The following is a 24,819-nucleotide window of genomic DNA, read 5'->3' on the forward strand; positions in this document are numbered from 1 at the left end:
TATAGCGGGCAGGGACAACATCTGACTTCTGGAGTAACCGATGACGACGATCCGCTATCACGAGGGGGACATCTCGTCCGATGCCGCCGGTCGCTATATCGACGCCATTGCGATCGATACGGAGACCCTCGGCCTCGTCCCTCGCCGCGATCGTCTCTGCGTCGTCCAACTGTCTCCCGGTAACGGAACCGCCGACGTAATCCGGATCGCCAAAAATCAAAAGGATGCGCCCAACCTCGTGGCGATGCTCGCGGACCCGGCCCGACAGAAGATCTTCCATTATGGTCGCTTCGATATTGCGGTCCTGTTTCAAACCTTCGGCGTGACCACGACCAACGTGTTCTGCACCAAGATTGCATCCCGCTTGACCCGCACCTACACCGATCGGCATGGTCTCAAGGACAATCTCAAGGAAATGCTAGAGGTCGATATCTCCAAGGCGCAGCAATCGTCTGACTGGGCTGCCGAGACCCTGAGCCAGGCGCAGCTCGAATATGCGGCCTCGGACGTGCTGCATCTGCATGCCCTCCGCGACAAGCTCACGCAGCGCCTTTTGCGCGACGACCGGATGGAACATGCCAAGGCTTGCTTCGAATTCCTTCCCACGCGGTCCAAGCTCGATCTTCTCGGCTGGGAAGAAACCGACATCTTCGCGCATAGCTGACCTGCCTGGCGGCCTCAGCCGCGCCTGACAATGCCGACCCGGGACATGACATCGGCCGGGATGGCATACCGTCGGATCATATCGCCCTGGTTTCGCAAACCACAAAGCTCCCGCTGGATCATCAAGCAAAACACCGCGTCGGCTGCTGCATGGCGCAGGGCCTCAATCGGGGTGCCGTCCACACCGCGCGCGCCAGCCAGCGTCTCAAGAGCCTCCTCAGCCTTCCGGCCCGCCCGTGCCAAGGCATCGGCCTTTTCACCGGCCAGTTCCAGGTCGAGGGGCGTGACGCTGTCGTGAAGCGCCGGAGAAAGCAGAGAGGCTGGAGTTTTGAAGCTCATGGCTAGATCTTCTCATGGGTGAGATTTGAGGGGAGCTTTGCCCATTTCGCCAAGGTTTCATTAACCGAGACTTCGCATGATCCCCGCATGGAAATTGGTGACGCGGCGAGCCTTTCAAGTTGCTCGTTGCACATAAGGCGTTGATCAGGCGACCATGACGGAAGCAGCTACTATCCTCTTAGACTCGGTATCGCGTAGTTCATCCAGCTATGATCTCGATCTGATCGAAGCGCCTGCGGAACAAGCTGACATTGAAGACCAGGGCCCGCAATATGCGCCAGCCAACTGGCTGGACGCATTTATCGTCGATGAGCGCAGCCGCTCGGACGAGGCTTTTGGCGAGCGCGTTCCAGTCCCCTCGGATGAGGCTGGCCTCTATCCGCGGTTCATGCGTCTCGTCGATTAAGCTAGCGCGGCAGGCTGGCGATCGTTGCCCTCGCCCGGATTTCGTCCAGGCTCCAGTCCACCAGAAGCTCCCCGTCCTGCCAGACCGGCTGCAAGAGGTTGGGGCGGTTCCCGAGATCTTCCAGCTGGATCGGCATGATGTCATAGCCATCGGCGATCGTGGCCACACGGCCTGCCATTGACACCTTCTGCTGCGGATTGGACGGGCGGCGCACAACCGGACGCCACTGGCCTTTATCGTCCTGAACGGCGCTCGTGCGCATGGTGAAGGACATCGTGTCCCTGTTGATCTTGTGCAGCAGGCCCGATCCCATGCCGAAGGAGATGTTTTCGGAGGAGAAGCCCATGCCTTCGAGCCGGCCCAGGATCATCTGAATATCCTGGATCGAAACGCCGTCCGACTGGATCACCCGGACATTGCCGTCGAGCACCTTGAAACCCCTGCCGTTCAGCCGTGTGCCAAAGGCGTAGGCGAGTTGGGCCACGACCTGGACCGGTGTCTCGATCGGATCGCCACTATCCGGCCGCACCACGAGAACGCCACCGGCAGCGCGCACCTTGGTCTGCAGTTTCTTGCCCCAGATCTCTGAAACGGCGTTGTGGAGGTCGAAGCTATCGGAGACAACGGAATAGCCGCCGAAACTCGCGAAATTGTCGATCATGTGGGAATAGGCTTCCGTCTCGTGCGGCTGGCCCCAGGCAATGATCGTTCCATGTTCGGCAGCCGGGATCGACTGGGCCGGCATCGAGGCCTTGTAGAAGCGACGGGCCTGCAGAATGGCGGGAAGCGAATCAGAGCTGTGGAAGTGCACGAGATGCGCCGCCCCGCCGATCGCCGCCTGTTCGACGCTGGATGTGCTGCGGCAACCGTAGTCGCTGATCCGGCTCGGTTGCAGCCCGTCTGGATCGTCCGTTGTCCGGTCCAGGAAGGGTTGTATCGCCATCCGGATGCGCCAGGCCGTCGTCGCGACAGTCGACGGATACCAGACGGCGCGAAGCAGCGCGGTCTCCATATAGGAGGTGAGCCACGGCACGAGAGGATCGGTGTTGACCACCTGCATGACGGGCACCCCGCGGCGGATTGCGGCGCCTTCGGGCAGTGCCTCGATGCGCAGCGGCAACAGTCCGCCATGCGCATTCAGAATATGCTCCCACCCCTTGCGATCGAAAGGCTGGCCGTGGTGGCGTGCAATCTCTTCGGCTTCCTCGATGTCACCACGGCTGATCGGCTTCGACAGGTAGTCTTTCAGGAACATCTGCAGACCAAAGAACATCACCTCGGGACGGAAGGAGTTGCCCCGCGTGGTGACGAAGGCGCTGACGGCCCGCGTATCTTTCGGATACTGCAGAAAGACGCCAAGCTTGTAGCTGTCGGTGTTCAGGAGAAGATTGCGTGTCATGCCTGCGTCCGTGTTGGATCGAATCGGCGACAGTGCGCCGCCTCGTCCATCGTGCACGCCAATCAATGCGCGAGGCTGGTGTCGCCCGTTGAGATTGCGTCTTAGTGCTTCATTAACCAAATCAGGCAAGGATTGAGGATCGGGCAGCCGTGGTACGGCTTAAGACATCGCCCGAAACTATTGTCCCGAGGCACCAGAACCGGAGAGGTTGCCATGCTTCCTCCAGTCCTTGCGTCCCCTGTGCCCTACACGTCTGCGACCGAGGCAAAGCCGCGACCGGAGCAACCGGCCGGCTCTCGCGCAACAGCGCTTGCCTCACCGCCAATGCCAACGGCCATCAACCAGAGCGCTGCAATCGCCGGTCAGTTGAACATCATGCTCCTGTCGGGTCCGGAGCGCATGTCTCAGAATCTTTCTGTTCTGGCAGACGTCCTCGGCGCCGCCCTGAAGATCGAGCGGCGGGCCGACGAGACGCCTGGCGACTACATGGGTCGCTTGATCGAAGGCATCGCGGCACTGCCGGCCGCCGATCGCCTGAAGCTGCAGAAGCTTCTGACCCAGTCATTTGCCGGACTGCAGTTGCGCACACTGCTGGCGGCCATGGCCACCCCCTCGGGCCCAGAACGGGCAACCCTGGCACTCTATCTCGAACTCTATCGTCAGACGGACAGGGACGGAGCGGCGCGCTCGGTCATCTCGTCCTATCGGGAGGCGGCCGGCGAAGCTCGCCCGACGGCTCAGAGCGTCAGCCGTCCCATGGCCGCAAACGATGTCGGACGTGCGCCGAACGACCCTCAACGCACCGCACAGACGGCAGCCGGGCAAAACAGACCTCTGAACACGCCAGCCGCCGCCGAAGCCAAAGGCAATGCCGAAGTGCGCGCCGCGAATGCTGGTCCGCCGCAGCGCCCAGACTTGGATGTGGCACGCTCCGCTCGAGCCACAACGGCAACGCCATCCGGTTCCCTGCCGGGCCTCGGTACTGCGTCCGGTCGACCCGAAAGTTTGCAGGTGGCGACAGGCGCAAGCCAGCCGCTGCAGAAGGCCGGGACGGAACCGCAGACGAGCCGAGCGGCACCGTTCGCAGGCCTGCCGCAATCGCCCACCGGCAGCCCAGCCACGCAAGCCGAAAGCGGCCAAAGACTGCTCATGCCAGCAAGCCAGGCCGCCAGACAGCCGGAAGAACGGGCTCCTGGTGGGATCGGCACCCCTGATCGCCAGACGCCCTCCGCTGGATCTCCCGCAGCCATGCCGGTGATCGCCGTGCCGGGGCAGGCGAGGCCGACACCACCGATGCCGGCGGGCTGGCTCGCCGAACTGCTCGAATCGGATTTCGTTCGGACACTCCTGCAACTGAAGAGCCTTTCGACCGAGCCGCAAGCCACAGCCCGGCCGGGCATCTCTCCCGGCATGGAAACGCAACTGGCGGCGACACCTGCCGCGCCGCCGGCTTCATCCGACGAAATGAGCGATTCAGCCGAGCAGCTAGCGCGCATGCAGGATGCAGCCCTGACGGAAACGACAGAGGAGCGCTCAACGCCCGGCGCAATCCCGTTGTCGGAGCAGGCGCTGGCGAGGTTTCCGATTGCGCGGGAAGGCATGCCTTTACCCTTCATTCCCTACCAAGTGGAAGACGAATTCGACGTGGAACGCGTCGAGGAAAAGGAAGAAGAGGATTCCGGCAATCGGGATGGGGAGACGGATGCCGAGGACGATGACAGGGACGAAGCTGTCGATGGTGACGAGGATGCCGCAGACGTCGTGATGCCCGAAGACGAGCGCCCGGCCGGTGAACCAGCGGAGACGTATATGCAGGAGAGCATGGTGGCTGAGCGGTCCGCCCTCCCGGCGCCTGCAGAGACGGCTTTGCCGCTCCCGCCCGAGCCCGCTCACGAGCTCTACCTGCGGATGGCCGGTCTCAACTGATACTCAAGACCAAAGAAAAACCCGCCGGGATCGCTCCCGGCGGGTTCTTTGCATTCAGCGAACAGCGAGGATTAGTCGTTGTTGCGGTTCTTCAGGGCTGCACCCAGAATGTCGCCGAGCGAAGCGCCAGAGTCGGACGAACCGAACTGAGCAACGGCTTCCTTCTCTTCTGCGATCTCGAGAGCCTTGATCGACAGCATGACCTTGCGGTCCTTCTTGGAGAAGTTGGTGACGCGAGCGTCAAAAACCTGACCAACCGAGAAACGCTCCGGACGCTGATCGTCACGATCGCGGGCCAGGTCGTTGCGGCGGATGAAGGACGTGATGTCTTCGTGGCTGACGAGCTTCACTTCGACGCCACCATCATTGATGCCGATGACTTCGCACGAAACGACAGCGTTCTTGCGCAGTTCGCCCGAAGTTGCGGCTTCGCCAACAGCGTCGCGGCCGAGCTGCTTGATGCCGAGCGAGATGCGTTCCTTCTCGACGTCAACATCGAGAACGACGGCCTTGACCACGTCACCCTTGTTGAACTCTTCGATGACCTGCTCGCCCGGACGGTTCCAGTCGAGATCCGACAGGTGAACCATGCCGTCCACGTCGCCTTCGAGGCCAATGAACAGGCCGAACTCGGTCTTGTTCTTGACTTCGCCTTCGACTTCAGTGCCGGCCGGATGGCTGAAGGCAAATGCCTGCCACGGGTTCTCGAGGGTCTGCTTGAGACCGAGCGAGATACGGCGCTTGGACGGATCGACTTCGAGAACGACGACGTCGACGTCCTGCGTGGTCGAAAGGATCTTGCCGGGATGAACGTTCTTCTTCGTCCAGGACATTTCCGAGATGTGGATCAGGCCTTCGATGCCCGGCTCCAGCTCGACGAATGCACCGTAGTCGGTGATGTTCGTGACGGTACCGGAGATCTTCTTGCCAACCGGGTACTTGGCAGCGATGCCATCCCACGGATCCGACTCGAGCTGCTTCATGCCGAGCGAGATGCGGTGGGTTTCCTGGTTGATACGGATGATCTGAACCTTGACCGACTGGCCGATGGACAGGATTTCCGAAGGATGGTTGACGCGGCGCCATGCCATGTCGGTGACGTGCAGCAGGCCGTCGATGCCGCCGAGGTCAACGAACGCACCGTAATCGGTGATGTTCTTGACGACGCCGTCAACAACCTGGCCTTCTTCGAGGTTCTGCACGATTTCCGAACGCTGCTCGGCGCGGCTCTCTTCGAGAACCGTACGACGCGAAACAACGATGTTGCCGCGACGCTTGTCCATCTTGAGGATTTCGAAGGGCTGCGGGTTGTGCATCAGCGGGGTCACGTCGCGGATCGGACGGATGTCGACCTGCGAACGCGGAAGGAAGGCAACAGCGCCGTCGAGGTCAACCGTGAAGCCGCCCTTGACCTGGTTGAAGATAACGCCTTCAACGCGCTCGCCAGCTTCGAACTTGGCTTCGAGCTTGATCCAGCTTTCTTCGCGACGAGCCTTCTCGCGCGACAGAACAGCTTCGCCGAGAGCGTTTTCGATGCGCTCGACGTAAACTTCGACTTCGTCGCCGACCTTCAGCGTGCCGTCCTTGGCGCGTGCACCGAATTCCTTCAGTGCGATACGGCCTTCGACCTTGAGGCCGACGTCAACGATTGCGACGTCCTTCTCGATGGCCGTGATGATGCCCTTGGCAACATAGCCTTCTGCCAGATCGGTCTTGGCAAAGGATTCTTCGAGGAGGGCTGCGAAGTCCTCACGCGACGGGGTAGAAACAGACATGAAATCTCCTGGTCGCATCCATCTGGATGCGTGAGCGCCGGGGGCTAGTGTTGATCTTGGCCAACAACCGATCCGCTCTTTTAGAAGAGCAATTCCGGCGCGGGGACTGGATGTCGGCCCTCAGGCTCCGGCTTGTCCGAAACCTGGTCACTTCATTTCGTCAGGGCAGCGTCGATGATAACCTTCGCCGCCGAGAATGCGGCCTCTATACTCATTTCGGAAGTGTCTAGCAAGTGCGCGTCTTCAGCTGGTTTCAAAGGGCTGTCGGCCCGTCCCATGTCCCGCTCGTCGCGTTTCTTCACATCGGCGAAGATCGCGTCGAAATCCGCGCTGCCGCCCTTCGACAGGATCTCGTCATAACGGCGTTTCGCACGAACCTCGGGTGACGCCGTCACGTAAAGTTTGACCGGAGCATCCGGGCAGACGACGGTGCCGATATCGCGGCCGTCGAGCACGGTGCCGGGCGCGCGCTTCGAAAAGGCACGCTGTGCCTCGGCCAGCGCCCGGCGAACGGCCGGCATGACCGCGATCTTCGACGCTGCTTCGCCGATCTCGTGCGCCGAGAGAACGTCGCGGTCCAAACCGGCGAGCTCCACGGCAAGCGCCATGCGCTCCGCCACCGCCTCATCATCGAGGGATAACCCGGCGTCGAGCAGCGCCTTTGCGGTCGCGCGATAGGTGAGCCCGGTGTCGAGATGGTGGAACCCGTAGGTCTCCGCGATCCGGCGCGACAGCGTCCCCTTGCCGGCGGCGGCCGGTCCGTCGATTGCAATGATCATCCGGTCCTCATTGTCTCTATCGTTGATGCCATCGCTGATACAAATCTTGGCAGCCCTTGCCAAGCGAAGCATGTGAACCCCCGGTTGCCAAAATACCTGCGCAGATAGCCTTTGACAGGAAGGGCATCAGCGATTAAGGGGACCGACTACAGTTTGGCCGGCCTCGCGCCGGGCGCTTGGCGCATGCCCTTATTCTTCACGACTTCATGAGGCTTTGACAGTGGCGAAGGCAGAACTTGGAACGAAACGGACTTGCCCCGACACCGGCAAGAAATTCTACGACCTGAACAAGGACCCGATCGTGTCGCCGTACACGAACAAGTCCTGGCCGCTTTCCTATTTCGAGGAAACCTCGGTCGCAGCCATCATGGAAAAGGCTGAGGAAGAGGACGTCGCGGAAGTCGATACCGAAAACACCGATGTCGAGCTCGTCTCGCTCGAGGACGCTGACGAAACGGCCAGCGGCGACGACATCCCTGATATGGGCGACGACGACGTCGAGATCGACGGCGACGATGACGACACCTTCCTGGAAGCTGACGAAGACGACGACGACGATGACATGACCGGCCTGATCGGCGTCACCGGCGACGACGACGAAGTCTGATATTTCAAGCATTTCGAGCCCGGGCCTAAAAAAATGCCCGGGCTTTCATTTTTCGGCTTGCCATCTCCGATTACCGGAAGTATCAAGCCGCCACCCCGACGGAAGCGGTGCTTTCAAACGGGTTCCCGGAGCCGGAATAAACCCGGTACCCTGATGGGGCTATAGCTCAGCTGGGAGAGCGCTTGCATGGCATGCAAGAGGTCAGCGGTTCGATCCCGCTTAGCTCCACCAAATTTCCAGTACTCCATAAATCATAAACGATTTCAACGGATTGGTGGCTTTTTGGCTCGCTGTAAGTACCCAACAAAGTACCTACGTCAAATGTCCGACCACATTTGGTTCCAACGAAGCATGATATGGCCTGTTTCGCTGATCGCATAAGCGGGACCATTCTGGATGCCCTCCGCCTCTGGTAACGCCTAGGGTGACGGCCAGCGTCGATTATGATCTTCTCGGCTGAGGAGGGCGCTTAGATGCAGGATGACCAGCCAGAAGGCATGTCGGAGTTCATTGAGCAACTGCGGCCTCCGATAACAAAATCATCAGGTTTCACTGAAACAGAGCGCTATCTTGCTCGTCTGGGTGACCGGACGTTTCTGAACCTCTGGTCGTATCCGAGTCCATACCGGGAGCAAAAGCTACAGGGAGCAGGAGACGGCAAAGAGCTCTGCGATCTCTTGGTAGTATGTGATCCGCATATCGTCATCTTCAGCGAGAAGCAGATCAAATGGACAGATGCACCGGTTGAGGTTGCCTGGACGCGCTGGTTGAAGCGAGCAGTGTTCGATGCTGCGAAGCAGTTGCGTGGCGCCGAGCGCTGGATCAAGGAATTTCCCGAACGCATCTTTCTCGACAAGGAATGTACCGAAGCGTTTCCGCTCGACTTACCAAGTCCCAATCGCCGCCGCATACATCGCGTCATCGTTGCCGGGGGCGCAGCCAATGCCTCCCGCACCTACTTTAGAGGTGGCTCAGGGACACTGCCTATACGCCCTGGACTGTTGGGGCGGCACCATCTTGATGCTGATCATCCAAGCTTTGCGCCTTTCGCTGTTGGCGACATAGAACCGGAAGAGGACTTTGTACATGTCTTCGATGAGGTCGCTTTGGATGTTGTGTTGCAGGAGCTGGATACCATCACGGATTTCACCGAGTATCTCGACAAGAGGGCCGCGTTCATTCGGTCGGGGAGACTTGATCTGGCGTCCGGCGAGGAAGATCTCCTTGCTTACTATGCGACCCGTATAAACGACGATGGGCAGCATGACTTCTCAGCGCCCGGCGGCGAAAGTTGGGAAGCTATTGGTTCCATCAGCATAGAGGGCGGTTACTCTCGGATGTTGCGGGAGCCACAGTATCTCGCGAAAAAGGAGGTCGATCAGGTCTCGTATGTGTGGGATCGACTAATCGAGGCGTTCACCACCCATCTTCTAGACGGAACTTCAATTGTGTTGCCGGGCTATGAGTACTCGCTCAAAGGCAGTGAGCAAGCCGTTCGCTACATGGCACTTGAGAATCGTTTCATGAGGCGCGGCCTGAGCCGGGCAGTGATAGGCGCTCTTGAGATAGGGCGCACCAAAGAAATCTTCTTCCGCCTCGTTGCCGGGAGTGCTGGGTCAACGGAAACGGGCTTTTTCATTGTTACTCTGAAGTTCATGGATTGGATGAAATCCCGTGGCGGTTACGATGCCTATCGCCAAGTCAGAACTGGGTATCTCCAAGCCTACGCAAAAGCCGTTCTCATGGATAAGCCACACCTGAAGAGAGTGGTGGGGGTGGCTATGGAGCCCCCGGGCCAAGGCGGAGGTGCTTCGGAAGACAACCTTCTGATGCTACAGCAGGAGTGGACCGTGGAAGACAGGCGGGAGCACGAGGAGCTTTGCCAGAACCTGAGAATTTGGACCAAAATAAAGGAGCGGCCATATCGGGACAAAGAGTATCCTGATGTTCCTGGGCATGGACGAGCAGGGTCCCCGGGGGGCAATCGAAGGTCAAGGAGAGCCGCCGCTGCAAGGGCTCGCAGTCGCGCAAAAAGGTAATTTAGAATGTCGAGCAATTACCGCCAAGCTCTGCTTGTATAACAACAGTTCTAAAGCGTGAGAATAGGGGTGCTTGGGTTAGCCTTTGGCGCCGTGCAATCCCCCCTCACCGCCGAAACAATTCCACCCGCTCGCCGCTCTCCGAGAGATCGATCTGGAACCAGTCGATGATCTTGCGAATGTCGAGCTTCACCTCGCCGTCGCGCAGCTTCAGATGCAGCTTGTCGTCGCTGACATGCACGGGCGTGCCGATGTAGAGGCGGTCATTGCCGGAGTCGTCCACGGTGTCGATGGCAAATCGCATGGTTTCCTCCCGGAAAATTTAGAATCGAAATGGGTGACAGTGGGACGAGGGTTTAGTAACGCCTGCTTGAGCGAAGCTTTCCTCCCCTAAGGGCGGGGAACTCGCGCAACGGCCTGAGATGTTTGTGAGGAGCGCGCGCGGTGTTTGTCATTTCCAAGCTGTTCTGGAATGCCGTCCAGCCGCTCTCGCTCGTTTTCCTGCTTGGGCTGCTTGCGCTGGCCTTGATCTGGTTCCGCTGGCTCCGGTCGGCCGTGGCCGCCCTGTCGCTCTCGCTTCTGATTCTGTTCCTCACCCTCTATACGACCCTTGGCTCCGTGCTGCTGCAAAGCCTCGAGGCTCGATTTCCCCGGCCGGTGGTGGATCCCTCAGACGTATCCTGCATGATCGTGCTGGGTGGTGCCTTCGAGACCGAAGTCACGACAGCCCGTGGCGGCGTGGATCTCAATCAGGCGGCCGACCGCTTCGTCGAAGCGCTGCGCCTGGCAATACGATATCCCGAGGCAAGCATTCTCGTGTCTGGCGGCGACGGATCCCTGAGTGGCGTCTATGAGGGCGACGCCGCGGCCTCGATCCGTTTCTTCGAGGCTTTCGGGGTATCACGCGACCGGCTCATCGCCGAAACGACATCCAGAAACACCGATGAAAACGCAAAGAATAGTCGCGAACTTCTGTCCGAGCGCGATCTGGGTCAATGCCTGCTGATCACGTCTGCCTTCCACATGCCACGCTCCGTCGGGCTGTTTCGAAAGGCAGGTGTGGATGTGGCGCCCTGGCCGGTCGATTATCGCACCGCCGGCAATCTGTCCTTCGCGCTCGACTTCACGCAGCCGACCCTGAACGCGCAGCAGATGTCGACAGCCGTCCGCGAGTGGGTGGGGCTTGCCGCCTATCGAATTCTCGGCAGGATCGACGACGTCTTTCCCGCGCCGTAAACGTCACTTTTTCGAGATCGTGAGGAATTTGGTGCCACGCACGCGAACCGTCATCGCGCAAGGCTCCTGGCCCTCTTCCCGCTCGCAATAGCGCGGATGCATCTTCAGGATGAAGACCATGTTGCCGAAGCGCTGGATGAAGTCGTAGGAGTACATCTGCGCCGTGGCGATCATGAAGTAGCCACCTTCCTTCACCTGAAGATAGAAGTTGAAGGGGCATCCTTCGGCTGTGCAATCGGGCCCGCGCACGCCGTCGCAGACGATTTCGCTGCTATTCGTGACGACGTCGGTGATGCCGTCGTTGTTGATGTCGATTCGGTCGATGAAGCGACCGCCAAACTGCACGGCATCACAGCGCTTGGCGTAGTGGTTCTTCTCGTAGATCTCGGGATCGGTCAGCAATTCCTGCTGCGCGAAGGCGGGCGCGGCAAAAATGCCGGTCGCGACGACGAGGAGGAGGCGGAATAGGAATGGCACGGTCTGGACTCCGGATCGCAATCTGTGCTGAACGAGGGGGAAGTCTAGCGGCTGCGTCTTGCCTCACCCTTAACGGCGTGCGGCAAATCTCGCCCGGACCGGAGGCTCCAGCGAGGAAAGAAGCCATGTCGCTCCTGTCTTATCTCGATTATGCGGGCATTGCCCTGTTTGCTGCCACCGGCGCCCTTGCGGCGTCGCGCAAGCAGCTCGACATGATCGGCTTTCTGTTCTTCGCGGTGGTGACCGGGCTCGGCGGCGGGACGGTGCGCGACATCGTGCTCGGTCGTGTGCCGGTGTTCTGGGTCCTGAATCCGGATTACATCCTGATCTGCTGCGCGATCGGCGTCGTCGTATTCTTCACCGCCCATCTCGTCGAATCGCGTTATCGCCTGTTGATCTGGCTCGATGCCATCGGGCTCTCGGCCTATTGCGTCATGGGCGCGGCCAAGGGGCTCGCTGCAACCGGTTCCCCGACAATTGCGATCGTGACGGGAACCCTGACGGCAAGCCTCGGCGGTGTGTTGCGCGATCTCTTGGCCAATGAGCCCTCGGTGCTTCTGCGGCCGGAGATCTACATCACCGCAGCTCTGGTCGGTGCGGCGGTCTTCACGGCGGCGAACGAGTTCGGCATGCCGCTTTATGCAGCCTCCGCGATCGGAGCCCTGGCAGCCTTTGCGCTCAGAGGCGGCGCGCTGTACTTCGGATGGACGTTTCCGACCTACAAACACAAGCCGGGCCGGCATCCGGATGAAGTCATGTGAGGCGAGGCGAGGGAGAGATCAGCCCTGCTTGGGGCGCAGCCGGATCACAACGTCGACATGCGCGATTTCCATGCCTTCCGGCGGTGGCGGCAGATTGTCGATGCTGATGTTGTTGACGGGGATGTCCAGCACCTTGTTCTCGCCTTCGACGAAGAAATGGTGATGGTCGGACACGTTCGTGTCGAAATAGGTCTTGGAGCTTTCAACCGCGAGAACGCGGATCAGCCCTGCTTCGGTGAACTGGTGCAGCGTGTTGTAGACGGTCGCAAGCGAGACGGGAAAATCGGCGGAGATCGCTTCTTCGTGCAGTTCTTCGACGGTCAGGTGGCGGTCACCCTTTGCGAACAGCAGGCCGGCCAGCGCAATACGCTGCTTCGTCGGGCGAAGGCCCGAGCGGCGCAGTTTCAATTCGATACCCGTTTGGCAGGTTGCCATCGTCAAAGACGCACTCCAGTCGTTGCGTGGCATGCATGAGCTTCCACACGTGTGGATATAGCTGCAAAATCAGGCTCTTTCAATAGATACGGTAACGAGAAGCCTTGTGACGCCTGCTGTCGGGCGGTTTTTGATGTTTCGGGTCTGGTGATGCCCTTTTCCTTACTGTATGCGACGATGATATGAGGATGAGGCCGGTAAGGCCTCTAGGAAACCGGCGGAGCGGCTGCGGGGCTTCAATTTGCCACCGTCTTGCTCTAATGGGTCCCGGATATCTGAAGCAGAGGGGGGAAGAAGAAGAACAATGGTTACGAGACAGTCCAGCTATAACTACGACGAAATCCTCGCCTGCGGCCGCGGTGAACTCTTCGGCGAGGGCAACGCGCAGCTCCCCCTGCCGCCCATGCTGATGGTGCACCGGATCACAGACATTTCCGAAACCGGCGGTGCCTTCGACAAGGGCTATATTCGTGCCGAATACGATGTCCGTCCCGATGATTGGTATTTCCCCTGCCATTTCCAGGGCAACCCCATCATGCCGGGCTGCCTTGGCCTCGACGGCATGTGGCAGCTGACCGGCTTCTTCCTCGGCTGGCTGGGAGAACCCGGCCGCGGCATGGCGCTGTCAACGGGCGAAGTGAAGTTCAAGGGCATGGTGCGCCCCGAGACGAAACTTCTCGAATACGGCATCGACTTCAAGCGCGTCATGCGCGGTCGCCTGGTGCTCGGCACGGCCGATGGCTGGTTAAAGGCCGATGGCGAAACTATCTACCAGGCATCCGACCTGCGCGTCGGTCTGTCGAAGGACAAGGCGGCCTGAACCGGCCCGGTCCGCACCTGAAGTTTATAAAGAAGGTCTGAGAGATGAGACGGGTTGTAGTAACAGGTCTTGGCATCGTGTCCTCCATCGGTGCCGATGCCGCCGAAGTCACAGCATCGCTGCGCGACGCCAAGTCGGGCATCACCTTTTCTCCCGATTTCGCCGAACACGGCTTCAAGTGCCAGGTCTGGGGCAAGCCCGGTTTGGACCCGACCGATCTGGTTGACCGTCGTGCCATGCGTTTCCTGTCCCAGGGCGGTGCCTGGAACCATGTGGCCATGAAGCAGGCCATCGCCGATGCCGGTCTCGAAGAGGCCGATTATCAGCAGAATGAGCGCGTCGGCATCATCATGGGCTCCGGTGGTCCGTCGACCAAGCAGATCGTCGAAGCTGCCGATATCGTCCGCCAGAACAACAGCCCGAAACGCATCGGCCCCTTTGCCGTTCCGAAGGCGATGTCGTCGACGGCATCCGCAACGCTTGCCACCTGGTTCAAGCTGCACGGCGTCAACTACTCGATCTCGTCCGCCTGCTCGACCTCGGCGCACTGCATCGGCAACGCCTATGAGATGATCCAGTGGGGCAAGCAGGACATGGTCTTTGCTGGCGGCCACGAAGATCTCGACTGGACGATGTCCAGCCTGTTCGATGCTATGGGCGCCATGTCGTCGAAGTACAACGACACACCTTCGACCGCCTCGCGCGCCTATGACGTCTCGCGTGACGGCTTCGTCATCGCCGGCGGCGCTGGCGTTCTGGTCCTCGAAGAGCTCGAGCATGCCAAGGCCCGCGGCGCCAAGATCTATGCCGAGGTCGTCGGCTATGGTGCCACCTCCGACGGCTACGACATGGTCGCTCCCTCGGGCGAAGGCGCGATCCGCTGCATGCGCCAGGCCCTGTCGACTGTGAAGGGCGATGTCGATTACATCAACACCCATGGCACTTCGACGCCGGTGGGTGATAGCAAGGAAATCGGCGCAATCCGCGAAGTCTTCGGCGACAAGATCCCGCATATCCAGTCGACCAAGTCGCTAACCGGTCACTCACTCGGTGCTGCCGGCGTGCAGGAATCGATCTATGGTCTCCTGATGATGCAGGCCGGCTTCATCGGCGAAAGCGCGCACATCACCGAACTCGATCCCGAGTTCGAAGGTGTGCCGGTTGTTCGCAAGCGCATCGACAACGCAAAGATCGATACCGTGCTGTCGAATTCCTTCGGCTTCGGCGGTACCAACGCGACGCTGGTCTTCCAGCGCCATCAAGGCTGATCGTCGAGACGTCAGAATAAAAAAAGCCTGGCGCGTTGCCGCGCCAGGCGTTCATCCGAAGTGGTCCGCCAGCCGTGGGAGTACGGCTTACTTCGGTTGATGAGGATCGGTATGGTCAATGACGCCGATCAGCATGGCGAGGCTCACCGCATGCATCAGATTGCTCGCTTCAAGCTTATCTTGAGCGCTGACCAGAGCCTGGTTCACCTCTTCCCGTGACAGCACGAGCGCATTCGCCGCCTCGTCCGACCGCATGCCTTCGGCAACGAGCTGCAAGCAGAGGATTTCCCGATCCGAAAGGATCGAAATAGCAGGCGATCTTCCGATTGCCCGTTTGGTATCGGTTTTCATGATTTTTGTTGCCGCACTGGAGAAAGGTCGACTTGATATCCATCAGGTCGTCAGGCGGCGCTCATAGCATTCTGCCGGACCTGCGTCGTTGACATCGCACGCCAACCGCTTATCCGAACACGCTAAAAGAAGAGAAATTCAGCGCTCCAAGCGCTTTGATAGCCTGATTACGCCGGATCACTCTGCACTTGTCAAGTTTCTGAAGCTCTCATGCCGACTTCCGCTCCCGCACTTCCGTTGGTGTGGTGCCGAACCATCGCGTGACCGAGCGCGTGAAAGCGCTCGGCGCGGAATAGCCGAGCCGGTAGCAGATTTCCGAAATCGGCAGTTCACTTTCGGTCAGCAGATTGAAGCTGACTTCCTTGCGGATCTGATCCCGCAGCTCGTTGAGGCTCGTCCCGTGACCCGCCAGACGGCGCTGGAACGTTCTCTCCGACAAGCCGAAATAGGGTGCGATCTCGGCGAGCGGATAATCGTCATCCGACACGTGCAGCAGCAGGTAGCGACGGACCTGGTCGAGGAAGTCGGCGCTTTTCTCCGGCGTCGGTGGCCTCAGGCTCCGACACTGCAGATCCATCAGTTCAAAAAGCCTGCGGTCGCCCGTGGGATTCTGGGCTTGAAGGAAGCTTGGCGGGAAATGCACGCAGTTCACGCGCGCCCCGAAACTGACGCGTCGCGACAGCAATTGTCGAAAGGGCTTGTGATTGCGGGGAGCCGGTCTTTCCAGTTGTACCTCGATACTGTCGCTGGTGGCAAACGCCTGGGCTCGTTGCATCACCAGCCCGACCGACATATCGACATACTGGTCGCGTTTTACGATGATGGGAGCGAAGGTCCAGGCGATATACGCGCCTCGGTCGCCAAGCGTAAGCTTGGAATAGCTGGTCTGGGTGGCATACTGGATGTGGTCGTCGAGAAACTGGACGAAATCCAGCCCTGTCGGCGCGGCCATCAATCCATATCCGAACGGACCGGTCGAGCCTGCCTCATATCGCGTGATGCTTGTAAGCGCGAATGCCTCATCGTCGGACAGGAGCGCGCAGGTCTCCAGGAGCCTGCACAGGCGGTCGAGGCTGATGCGCGCAGTGAGGCTCTGGAAAATCTCCGGATCGATCTCCAGCGCCTTGCAAATGGGCTTTATGTCGATGCCATAGGACTGGGCATGCTCGACCACCGCTGAGGCGAGGCCGGCCACGGTGGTCAATTCATCGGTGAGATTCCGAGAAGGCATGAGACCGCTGGCGCCAGAAGTGAAGCTTATGGCGCCAGATGCTAAGGTAGGTGCGATCCGGAGTCGAGGGGCGCGTAGTCTAAGGCCGCCCGCTCCCGATCACGATCGCTTTGGCATCAGCGCTTTGCCCAGAGGACCTTAAAGCGAGCATTTCGGCAGACTTCGCCATGCTGCTTGAAATGCTGAGCCAGGACAGGCTCATAGGGCAGGCCCCGGTTCGCCACCATCAGAAGATCGCCGCCGCCGCGCAGCGAATCCGCTGCAGCTTTTATCATCGCAGCGCCGATAGACGGCTCGGCGGCATGACCCTCATGGAAGGGCGGGTTCATGATGACGAGGTCGTATTTTTCCTTCGGCGGCTCGTTGCCGAGATCCTGCCAGAAAAACCGTGTCGTCAGATCAGGGCAGTTGCGCGCCAGATTGCGCTTGGCATGCTCGAGTGCCTCGTGGCTCGCTTCGAAAAGATCGATGCGATTGGTACGGGGCGAAGCGTCAGCCAGCATGACCGAGAGATATCCCCAGCCAGCGCCGAAATCGGCCGCATTGCCGTCGAAGGCCGTCGGCAGGCGGCTCGCGAGCAGTTCGGAGCCTTCGTCGGCATGGGCATGTGAGAAGAGACCGGAGCGCGTCTCGAAACGTCCGTCGACCGTGACCGGCTTGGCGGAAAGCGTCGAAACGATTGCCGAGGAATCCTCGGGCGTGCTGAACCAGACGACGACGCCGTGGTATTTCGGCATGGATTCCGGCGAAAGGCCGAGCCGGTCCAGCTGCTTGCGCAGCGGCAGAATGCCGTCTTCCTTGGCGCCTGCAACCAGGATCATCCCGCCGGCTTTCACCCGCCGCAGCGCTTCGGCAACGCGGTCCTCGTTGACGCCCTTGTGCTTGCCGCAGAGGATGAGGGCACCGTCGTAGCCCTCGCCATCGACGATCGGGACGGGCTGGAGGTGGCTGGCTTCGAGGCGCCGGAATTCCGGGCGGAAATCCTGAACCACGGTCAGTTCGGCGGCAAAGCCCTCGGGCTTGGCAAATCCCGCTTCAGCGCCGAGAAACAGGTAGCGACTTCCAGCTTCGGGAAGGGCGACGGTTTCGGTGACGAAGGGGTGGAACAGGGTCTTCAGCGTTTCGCGGCTCATGGCTCGGTCTTCTTTCTCGGCGAAGAAAAAAGGCGCGGGAAATTCTCCCGCGCCTCGGATCGGGAACGACGTCAGCTTACTCAGCTGCTTCGCCGTCTTCCTTCTTCTTCTCGGCAGCGATTTCCTGGCCGGTTGCCTGATCGACGACCTTCATCGACAGGCGGACCTTGCCGCGCTCGTCGAAGCCCATGAGCTTGACCCAGACCTTGTCGCCTTCCTTGACGACGTCGGAGGTCTTGGCCACGCGCTCGGAAGCCAGCTGCGAGATGTGAACGAGGCCGTCACGCGAACCGAAGAAGTTGACGAATGCGCCGAAGTCGGCGGTCTTCACAACGGTACCTTCGTAGATCACGCCAACTTCTGGCTCGGCCACGATCGAATGGATCCACTTGCGGGCCGCTTCGATCTCCTTGCCGGAGGCGGAGGCGATCTTCACGGTGCCGTCGTCTTCGATGTTGATCTTGGCGCCGGTCTTTTCGACGATTTCGCGGATGACCTTGCCGCCCGAGCCGATGACTTCACGGATCTTGTCGACCGGGATGTTCATCACTTCGATGCGCGGTGCGAATTCGCCGAGTTGGCCGCGGCTTTCCGAAAGGGCGTTCGCCATTTCGTTCAGGATGTGCTTGCGGCCACCCTGAGCCTGGCCGAGTGCAACCTTCATGATCTCTTCGGTGATGCCGGCGATCTTGATGTCCATCTGCAGCGAGGTGATGCCGTCGGCAGTACCCGCAACCTTGAAGTCCATGTCGCCGAGATGGTCTTCGTCACCCAGGATGTCGGAGAGAACCGCAAAGCGCTCGCCTTCGAGGATCAGACCCATGGCGATACCGGCAACCGGCTTGGCCAGCGGAACGCCAGCGTCCATCAGTGCGAGCGAGGTGCCGCAGACGGTTGCCATCGAGGACGAGCCGTTCGACTCGGTGATCTCGGAGACGACGCGCAGCGTGTAGGGGAACTGCTCAGCCGACGGCAGCATCGGACGGATAGCGCGCCATGCGAGCTTGCCGTGACCGATTTCGCGACGACCCGGCGAACCCATGCGGCCGGTTTCACCGACGGAGTAGGGCGGGAAGTTGTAATGCAGAAGGAAGCGTTCCTTGTACATGCCGGTCAGGCTGTCGACATACTGTTCGTCTTCGCCGGTACCGAGCGTGGCAACAACGATTGCCTGCGTCTCGCCGCGGGTGAAGAGGGCCGAACCATGCGTGCGCGGCAGGATACCGACTTCCGACACGATCGCACGAACGGTCGACAGGTCACGACCGTCGATGCGGCTCTTCGTGTCGAGGATGTTCCAGCGAACGATCTTCGCCTGCAGGTGCTTGAAGACGGCACCGATGACTTCGTTCGAATACTTCGGTTCTGCACCTTCCGGGAAGAAATGTGCCTTCACCTTGGCCTTGACGGCGTCGACGGCGGTGTAGCGATCAGCCTTCTGGGTGATCTTGTAGGCTGCGCGCAGTTCGGTCTCGGCGATCGAGAGCATTTCGGCTTCGAGAGCGGAATGATCTTCCGGTTCGAACTCGCGCGGCTCCTTGGCAGCCACTTCAGCGAGCTTGATGATCGCGTCGATGACCGGCTGGAAGCCCTTGTGGCCGAACATGACGGCGCCGAGCATGATGTCTTCGTTGAGTTCCTTGGCTTCCGACTCGACCATCAGGACGGCGTCCTGGGTGCCGGCGACGACCAGATCCAGAACCGACTCGTCCATCTCGTCGAGATGCGGGTTCAGAACATATTCGCCGTTGATGTAGCCGACGCGAGCGCCGCCGACCGGGCCCATGAAGGGCACGCCGGAGAGCGTCAGCGCTGCCGAAGCGGCAACCATCGACAATACGTCCGGATCGTTTTCGAGGTCATGCTGGACGACGGTGACGACGACCTGGGTGTCGTTCTTGTAGCCTTCCGGGAAGAGGGGGCGGATCGGACGGTCGATCAGACGGGAAACCAGCGTTTCCTTTTCCGACGGACGACCTTCGCGCTTGAAGTAGCCACCCGGGATCTTGCCGGCGGCGTAGGTCTTTTCCTGGTAATTGACGGTGAGCGGGAAGAAATCCTGGCCCGGCTTCGGCGACTTGGCCGAAACGACGGTGGCGAGAACGACGGTTTCGCCATAAGTGGCGAGAACGGCACCGTCAGCCTGGCGGGCGATCTTGCCGGTCTCGAGCTTCAGCGGGCGGCCTGCCCACTCGATCTCAACGCTGTGAACATCAAACATATCTTGTCCTTCATATGCGGACCTTCGTCCTGCCGAATGGGCAGGGGGCGGTTGGTCTGCAATGTGCTGACGCAATCACGGGCAAGACAGTGGGAGGCTTCGGTTTCGGCATTGGCCGGTTCGAGCACCCGACAGGGTGCGGAAGCATCCAACAATCCTGCCCCATGACAGGTCATCGGTTGTCGTCGACAGATCCGGCCCATCCGGCCTGTCGTTCGTTCCGGGCGGTCTTCGCGCGGAACCAGTCGCGGGTCTTGTAGCCTGACCCGGAAAGGCAACCGGCGGACCTTCGTGAAGAAGGTCCGCCGGGAAGTCGTTAGCGGCGGATGCCGAGGCGCGTGATCAGGGTCGTGTAGCGAGCCTCATCCTGCTTCTTGACATAGTCGAGAAGCGAACGGCGGGTCGAAACCATGGTCAGAAGGCCACGACGCGAGTGGTTGTCCTTCTTGTGACCCTTGAAGTGTTCCGTCAGGTTGGTGATACGCTCGGTCAGGATTGCGACCTGAACTTCCGGAGAACCGGTGTCGCCTTCCTTGATTGCGTATTCCTTGATGAGGGCGGCCTTGCGCTCTGCAGTGATCGACATCGTGAATCCTTTCTAGAATAAGGAGAAACAGGTCGCCAAACGCCGGGATGTCGTCCAGCATTGGCCGTGAATGCAGGCACCCGAAGGGCCAGCTGCCGCCGCCTATACTCCATTCCCTCAAGAAAGGAAAGAGCAGGCGGCGGGAAGGCGTCAGGCGAAGACGCGCCGCGGGTGAAACTCGCCGCCCGCGATCTCGCCGATGGCGATCAACTTGCCGCCGGCAAGCGCCACGGCCTCAGGCTCTGCAACGGGTGCATCGCGGCCGCGCAGGATGATCGGGTTGCCCATGCGCAGCCGATGCGCCTGGTCATCGGTGATCCTGAGCTGCGGCAGGGCGGAAAGCGCTTCTGCCGTATCGCCGAGGAATGCATCGAGAGCGGCCAGCCGCTCATCCCGGTCCTCGATGGCTTCGAGCGCCACGAGCTCCGCGAGCGGCACCATCATCTCCTCGGCAAACGGGGCCACGAAGGTGCGGCGGAGCGAGGAGATATGGCCGTAGCAGCCGAGATCGCGACCAAAGTCGCGGGCCAGCGAGCGCACGTAAGTGCCTTTGCCGCATTCAACCTCGAAATGTGCCTTGTCGCCTTCGCAGTTCAGCAGCGTCAGGCGGTGAACCTCGACCTCGCGAGAGGGGATCTCGACTGTCTCGCCATCGCGGGCGAGATCATAGGCCCGCTCGCCGGCAATCTTGATCGCCGAGAACTGCGGCGGGATCTGGCTGATGGTGCCGGTGTAGTTGGGCAGCAACGCCTCGATGTCGCTCTTTGCAGGGCGCTTGTCGGAGCTCTGCGTCACCTCGCCCTCGAGATCGTCCGTCGAGCGCTCCTCGCCCCAGGTCACCGTGAATTCGTAGATCTTGCGGCCGTCCATGACGTAAGGGACAGTCTTCGTCGCATCGCCGAGTGCAATCGGCAGCATGCCTGATGCGAGCGGATCGAGCGTGCCGGCATGACCGGCCTTCTGGGCGTTGAACAGCCACTTGATCTTGCCGACGGCCTCGGTCGAGCCGAAATCCACCGGCTTGTCGAGAATGAGCCAGCCCGAAATCGGGCGGCCCTTGGGCTTGCGGGGTTTGGACATCTAGGTCTTTTCTCAGTCTTGATCTTCGTCGGAGCCGAGGTCGCGCTGGACCTCCGGCGAACGCAGCAGCGCATCGATCTTCTGATAGTTGTCGAAGCTGGTGTCGTCGCGGAAACGGACTTCCGGCATGTATTTCAGCTGCCGGAGCTGGTTGCCCAGCCGGCCGCGAATGTATTTGGCGTGCTTGTTGAGGGCCGCAATGACCGTATCATGGTCCTTGACGCCGAGCGGCGTGACATAAGCGGTGGCCATCTTGAGGTCCGGCGACATGCGGACTTCGGAGATGGAGATGACGGTTTTTTCGATCACCTCGTCGCGGACTTCGCCGCGCTGCAGGACCTGGGTGATGGCGGCACGCACCTGCTCGCCGACGCGCAGCATGCGCTGCGAAGGTGCCGAAGAGGTTGGTTTTGTCATGGTTCAAAGCCTTTCGCATGACATCGGGGGCGCTTGCCTGCTGCGTCATGCCGTAATTGTGGTTCATCCGGCCAATGCCGGATGTCACGATCCCATAAACAGCGAGCGCCGGAATATCCGGCGCCCGAAAGGATCGTTGTTCGAAACGCCTGAGATCAGAGCGTACGCGTGATGTGTTCGACGCGGAAGCACTCGATCGTGTCGCCGGCGCGGATGTCTTCGTAGTTCTCGAAGGCCATACCGCATTCCTGACCCATCGGCACGTCGGACACTTCGTCCTTGAAGCGCTTGAGCGTCTTGAGCTTGCCTTCGTGGATGACGACATTGTCGCGCAGCAGGCGAACGCCCGCACCACGTTCGACCTTGCCCTCGATAACACGGCAACCTGCGACCTTGCCGGTCTTGGTGATGTTGAACACCTCCAGGATCTCGGCATTGCCGAGGAAGGTTTCGCGACGCTCCGGAGAGAGCAGGCCCGACATCGCTGCCTTCACGTCATCCACCAGATCGTAGATGATGTTGTAGTAGCGGATCTCGATGCCGGCACGCTCGGAAGCGGTACGAGCCTGGGCGTTCGCACGGACGTTGAAGCCGATGATCGCGGCATTGGATGCCTCGGCGAGCGAGATATCCGATTCCGTGATGGCGCCGGCGCCCGAATGGACGATACGGGCACGCACTTCGTCGGTGCCAAGCTTGTCGAGTGCCGCGACGATCGCTTCCACAGAGCCCTGAACATCGCCCTTGATGACCAGCGGGAACTCCTTGAAGCCGGTGTTCTGCAGCTGGCTCATCATCTGTTCCAGCGAACCGCGCTGACCCGACTGGCGGGCGACAGCCTTGTCGCGGGCGAGACGCTGACGATACTCGGAGATCTCGCGAGCGCGGCTCTCGTTTTCGACGACGGCAAACTTGTCACCGGCAGCAGGCGTGCCCGACAGGCCGAGGATCTCGACCGGCATGGCAGGACCCGCTTCCTTGACGTGCTCACCCTTGTCGTTGACGAGGGCGCGAACGCGGCCCCACTGGTCGCCGGCAACGATGATCTGGCCGGGCTTCAAGGTGCCCTTCTGGACGAGAACCGTCGCAACGGCACCACGGCCGCGGTCGAGTTGTGCTTCGATAACGGTACCTTCGGCAGTCCGCGTCGGGTCGGCCTTCAGGTCGAGGATTTCGGCCTGCAGAAGCACGGCTTCGAGCAGCTTGTCGAGGTTGAGCTTGTTCTTCGCCGAGACTTCGACGTCGAGCACTTCACCGCCCATCGATTCAACGAAGACTTCATGCTGCAGAAGCTGCTGGCGAACCTTGTCCGGGTTAGCCTCATGCTTGTCGATCTTGTTGATCGCTACGATGATCGGAACGCCGGCAGCCTTCGCATGGCTGATGGATTCGATCGTCTGCGGCATCACGCTATCGTCTGCTGCAACCACGAGGATCGCAATGTCGGTCGCCTGGGCGCCACGGGCACGCATTGCGGTAAACGCTGCGTGGCCGGGGGTGTCGATGAAGGTGATCTTCTGGCCGTTCTGCTCGACCTGGTAAGCACCGATATGCTGGGTAATGCCACCGGCTTCGCCCGATACGACCGAGGTCTTGCGGATCGCGTCGAGCAGCGAGGTCTTGCCGTGATCGACGTGACCCATGATCGTGACCACGGGCGGACGAGATACCAGCTCGCCTTCGTCGTCCTTGACGTTGAAGATGCCTTCTTCAACGTCGGATTCCGATACGCGCTTCACGGTATGACCGAATTCGGTGGCGATGAGTTCTGCAAGGTCGGCATCGATGATGTCGCCCGGCTTCATCATCTGACCTTCCTTCATCAGGTACTTGATGACGTCGACGGCGCGCTCGGACATGCGCTGCGACAGTTCCTGAATGGTGATGGTCTCAGGCAGAATAACCTCGCGCATGACCTTTTCACGGGTCTCCTGCATCTGGCTGCGGCGGAACTTCTCCTGACGGCGGCGCATGGCAGAGAGCGAGCGGCCACGGGCGGTGCCGTCATCCTCGACATTGGCCGTGGTGACGGTCAGCTTGCCACGACGACGGTCCTCTTCGACCTTCGGACGGGCAGGGACCTTGGGGGCCACGGGCATGGCGACCTTGCCCCGACCGGGGATCGTCCGCGGGGATGCGCGGCCCTCGTCTTCGTCATTGGTCTTGCGTCCACGCACGAACCCAGGTGCGCCGGGTGCCGGAATGGCCGTACGGTTCACGACGACGGGCGCGTCAGCCACCGGCGCCACAGCGGGCTCAGCGGCAACTTCAGCTTCCGGCTGTGTCTCGGGCTGCGGCTCGGCGGCGCGGCGTGCTGCCTCTTCGGCGGCCAGGCGTGCGGCTTCCTCGGCTTCGGCCTTGCGGCGAGCTTCGTCGATCACGCGCTGCTTGGCTTCCTCAACTTCACGAATCTGGGCTTCGGCAAGGGCGCGGCGACGCGCTTCCATCTCGCCGGCCGACAGGTCGTGCAGAACGGCACCACGCGGACGTTCCGGTTGGCGCTGCGGCTGCGAGGGCTGCTGGCGTTGCGGCTGTTGGGGGCGCTGCGGCTGCTGCGGGCGATGCTGCTGTGCCGGTGCCGGTGCCGGGCGCGCAGCTGCAACGGGTGCCGCAACCGGCGAAGGTGCCTGTGTCGGCGCCGGCGTCGGAGCTGCCGCGGCCGGTTCCGCACGAACAGGGGTGATCGGCGTAATCGGTGGCTTTTCGTCGAGCGGCCTGGTCGTCCGGCGCTTCACCGTTTCGACGACGACCGACTTCGTACGGCCGCGCCCCATGTCCTGGCGCACGGTACCCTGGCTCATCCCCGATGGTTTCAGGGTGAGAGTCTTCTTCACGCCGATAGTCTTGTCGTCTTTGTTGTCGGTCATTCC

The 24,819-nt window shown here is 60.8% G+C and carries 24 protein-coding genes and 1 tRNA gene; 10 read left to right on the top strand and 15 right to left on the bottom strand.

Annotated elements, in window-relative coordinates; genetic code table 11:
• Window positions 1-40 precede the first annotated feature (40 nt).
• Complete coding sequence (locus GH983_RS20595) at window positions 41-664, top strand: ribonuclease D (RefSeq protein ID WP_054149370.1); 624 nt, start codon at window positions 41-43, stop codon at window positions 662-664.
• Between the two features lie 14 nt (window positions 665-678).
• Here GH983_RS20595 and GH983_RS20600 read toward each other — a convergent pair whose 3' ends face one another.
• Window positions 679-1,002, bottom strand: coding sequence for a DUF6665 family protein (locus GH983_RS20600; RefSeq protein WP_153763369.1), 324 nt, complete (start codon window positions 1,000-1,002; stop codon window positions 679-681).
• Window positions 1,003-1,156: 154 nt separating this feature from the next.
• Between GH983_RS20600 and GH983_RS20605 the strand changes: the two genes are divergently transcribed.
• Complete coding sequence (locus GH983_RS20605) at window positions 1,157-1,408, top strand: hypothetical protein (RefSeq protein ID WP_069042634.1); 252 nt, start codon at window positions 1,157-1,159, stop codon at window positions 1,406-1,408.
• Between the two features lies 1 nt (window position 1,409).
• On the opposite strand, the gene GH983_RS20610 is transcribed toward GH983_RS20605, so the two are convergent.
• Window positions 1,410-2,807 (bottom strand): nicotinate phosphoribosyltransferase, encoded by a 1,398-nt coding sequence (locus GH983_RS20610; RefSeq protein WP_194842762.1) that lies wholly within the window; start codon window positions 2,805-2,807, stop codon window positions 1,410-1,412.
• A gap of 213 nt (window positions 2,808-3,020) precedes the next feature.
• On the opposite strand from GH983_RS20610, the gene GH983_RS20615 reads away from it, so the two are divergent.
• Window positions 3,021-4,733 (top strand): hypothetical protein, encoded by a 1,713-nt coding sequence (locus tag GH983_RS20615; RefSeq protein ID WP_153763370.1) that lies wholly within the window; start codon window positions 3,021-3,023, stop codon window positions 4,731-4,733.
• Window positions 4,734-4,804: 71 nt separating this feature from the next.
• On the opposite strand, the gene rpsA is transcribed toward GH983_RS20615, so the two are convergent.
• The gene (gene rpsA / locus GH983_RS20620; RefSeq protein WP_054149374.1) at window positions 4,805-6,508 is read right to left on the bottom strand and encodes a 30S ribosomal protein S1; all 1,704 of its coding nucleotides are present in this window, start codon (window positions 6,506-6,508) and stop codon (window positions 4,805-4,807) included.
• Window positions 6,509-6,660: 152 nt separating this feature from the next.
• Entirely contained in the window at window positions 6,661-7,287 is a 627-nt protein-coding gene (gene cmk, locus GH983_RS20625; protein ID WP_153763371.1) for a (d)CMP kinase, read from the bottom strand.
• 220 nt (window positions 7,288-7,507) lie between these two features.
• Between cmk and GH983_RS20630 the strand changes: the two genes are divergently transcribed.
• From GH983_RS20630 to GH983_RS20640, 3 genes are all read left to right on the top strand, one after another.
• Window positions 7,508-7,894, top strand: a complete 387-nt coding sequence (locus tag GH983_RS20630; protein ID WP_054149375.1) for a TIGR02300 family protein — start codon at window positions 7,508-7,510, stop codon at window positions 7,892-7,894.
• 155 nt (window positions 7,895-8,049) lie between these two features.
• A tRNA-Ala gene (locus tag GH983_RS20635) sits at window positions 8,050-8,125 on the top strand.
• A gap of 242 nt (window positions 8,126-8,367) precedes the next feature.
• Window positions 8,368-9,933: a hypothetical protein gene (locus GH983_RS20640; protein WP_153763372.1), complete on the top strand. Its 1,566-nt coding sequence runs from the start codon at window positions 8,368-8,370 to the stop codon at window positions 9,931-9,933.
• A gap of 106 nt (window positions 9,934-10,039) precedes the next feature.
• Here GH983_RS20640 and GH983_RS20645 read toward each other — a convergent pair whose 3' ends face one another.
• Window positions 10,040-10,237, bottom strand: coding sequence for a hypothetical protein (locus GH983_RS20645; RefSeq protein ID WP_153763373.1), 198 nt, complete (start codon window positions 10,235-10,237; stop codon window positions 10,040-10,042).
• Window positions 10,238-10,377: 140 nt separating this feature from the next.
• Here GH983_RS20645 and GH983_RS20650 point away from each other — a divergent pair, with 140 nt between their 5' ends.
• Window positions 10,378-11,169 carry a YdcF family protein gene (locus GH983_RS20650; RefSeq protein ID WP_054149377.1) on the top strand — a complete coding sequence of 264 codons (792 nt, stop codon included), beginning with the start codon at window positions 10,378-10,380 and terminating at the stop codon, window positions 11,167-11,169.
• A 3-nt stretch (window positions 11,170-11,172) separates the two neighbouring features.
• On the opposite strand, the gene GH983_RS20655 is transcribed toward GH983_RS20650, so the two are convergent.
• A complete protein-coding gene (locus GH983_RS20655) occupies window positions 11,173-11,646 on the bottom strand; it encodes a hypothetical protein (protein ID WP_054149378.1) in 474 nt (157 codons plus the stop codon).
• Between the two features lie 125 nt (window positions 11,647-11,771).
• On the opposite strand from GH983_RS20655, the gene GH983_RS20660 reads away from it, so the two are divergent.
• Window positions 11,772-12,407, top strand: a complete 636-nt coding sequence (locus GH983_RS20660) for a trimeric intracellular cation channel family protein (RefSeq protein ID WP_054149379.1) — start codon at window positions 11,772-11,774, stop codon at window positions 12,405-12,407.
• Between the two features lie 18 nt (window positions 12,408-12,425).
• Here the strand turns inward: GH983_RS20660 and irrA are convergent, their stop codons facing one another.
• Complete coding sequence (gene irrA / locus GH983_RS20665; protein ID WP_006725267.1) at window positions 12,426-12,842, bottom strand: iron response transcriptional regulator IrrA; 417 nt, start codon at window positions 12,840-12,842, stop codon at window positions 12,426-12,428.
• Window positions 12,843-13,146: 304 nt separating this feature from the next.
• On the opposite strand from irrA, the gene fabA reads away from it, so the two are divergent.
• Together fabA and fabB are read left to right on the top strand one after the other, a co-directional pair.
• Window positions 13,147-13,662 (top strand): 3-hydroxyacyl-[acyl-carrier-protein] dehydratase FabA, encoded by a 516-nt coding sequence (gene fabA, locus GH983_RS20670; RefSeq protein ID WP_054149380.1) that lies wholly within the window; start codon window positions 13,147-13,149, stop codon window positions 13,660-13,662.
• A 44-nt stretch (window positions 13,663-13,706) separates the two neighbouring features.
• Entirely contained in the window at window positions 13,707-14,930 is a 1,224-nt protein-coding gene (fabB, locus tag GH983_RS20675; protein WP_054149381.1) for a beta-ketoacyl-ACP synthase I, read from the top strand.
• Window positions 14,931-15,017: 87 nt separating this feature from the next.
• Here fabB and GH983_RS20680 read toward each other — a convergent pair whose 3' ends face one another.
• The 8 genes from GH983_RS20680 to infB all read right to left on the bottom strand — a co-directional run bounded on the left by GH983_RS20680 (window position 15,018) and on the right by infB (window position 24,816).
• Window positions 15,018-15,206, bottom strand: a complete 189-nt coding sequence (locus GH983_RS20680) for a LuxR C-terminal-related transcriptional regulator (protein ID WP_236759254.1) — start codon at window positions 15,204-15,206, stop codon at window positions 15,018-15,020.
• A 283-nt stretch (window positions 15,207-15,489) separates the two neighbouring features.
• On the bottom strand, window positions 15,490-16,512 hold the full coding sequence (locus GH983_RS20685; protein ID WP_069042627.1) for an AraC family transcriptional regulator: 1,023 nt from the start codon (window positions 16,510-16,512) through the stop codon (window positions 15,490-15,492).
• Between the two features lie 116 nt (window positions 16,513-16,628).
• Window positions 16,629-17,645, bottom strand: coding sequence for a class I SAM-dependent methyltransferase (locus GH983_RS20690; protein WP_069042626.1), 1,017 nt, complete (start codon window positions 17,643-17,645; stop codon window positions 16,629-16,631).
• A 76-nt stretch (window positions 17,646-17,721) separates the two neighbouring features.
• A complete protein-coding gene (pnp, locus tag GH983_RS20695) occupies window positions 17,722-19,866 on the bottom strand; it encodes a polyribonucleotide nucleotidyltransferase (protein WP_069042625.1) in 2,145 nt (714 codons plus the stop codon).
• 316 nt (window positions 19,867-20,182) lie between these two features.
• Window positions 20,183-20,452 carry a 30S ribosomal protein S15 gene (gene rpsO, locus GH983_RS20700; protein WP_006725260.1) on the bottom strand — a complete coding sequence of 90 codons (270 nt, stop codon included), beginning with the start codon at window positions 20,450-20,452 and terminating at the stop codon, window positions 20,183-20,185.
• A 150-nt stretch (window positions 20,453-20,602) separates the two neighbouring features.
• Window positions 20,603-21,532: a tRNA pseudouridine(55) synthase TruB gene (gene truB, locus GH983_RS20705; RefSeq protein WP_006725259.1), complete on the bottom strand. Its 930-nt coding sequence runs from the start codon at window positions 21,530-21,532 to the stop codon at window positions 20,603-20,605.
• A 12-nt stretch (window positions 21,533-21,544) separates the two neighbouring features.
• Complete coding sequence (gene rbfA, locus GH983_RS20710) at window positions 21,545-21,949, bottom strand: 30S ribosome-binding factor RbfA (RefSeq protein WP_054149385.1); 405 nt, start codon at window positions 21,947-21,949, stop codon at window positions 21,545-21,547.
• 155 nt (window positions 21,950-22,104) lie between these two features.
• Entirely contained in the window at window positions 22,105-24,816 is a 2,712-nt protein-coding gene (infB, locus tag GH983_RS20715) for a translation initiation factor IF-2 (RefSeq protein WP_054149386.1), read from the bottom strand.
• Window positions 24,817-24,819: the final 3 nt, after the last annotated feature.

It is taken from the genome of Agrobacterium sp. MA01 (assembly GCF_009650195.1).
Taxonomy (GTDB): Bacteria; Pseudomonadota; Alphaproteobacteria; order Rhizobiales; family Rhizobiaceae; genus Allorhizobium.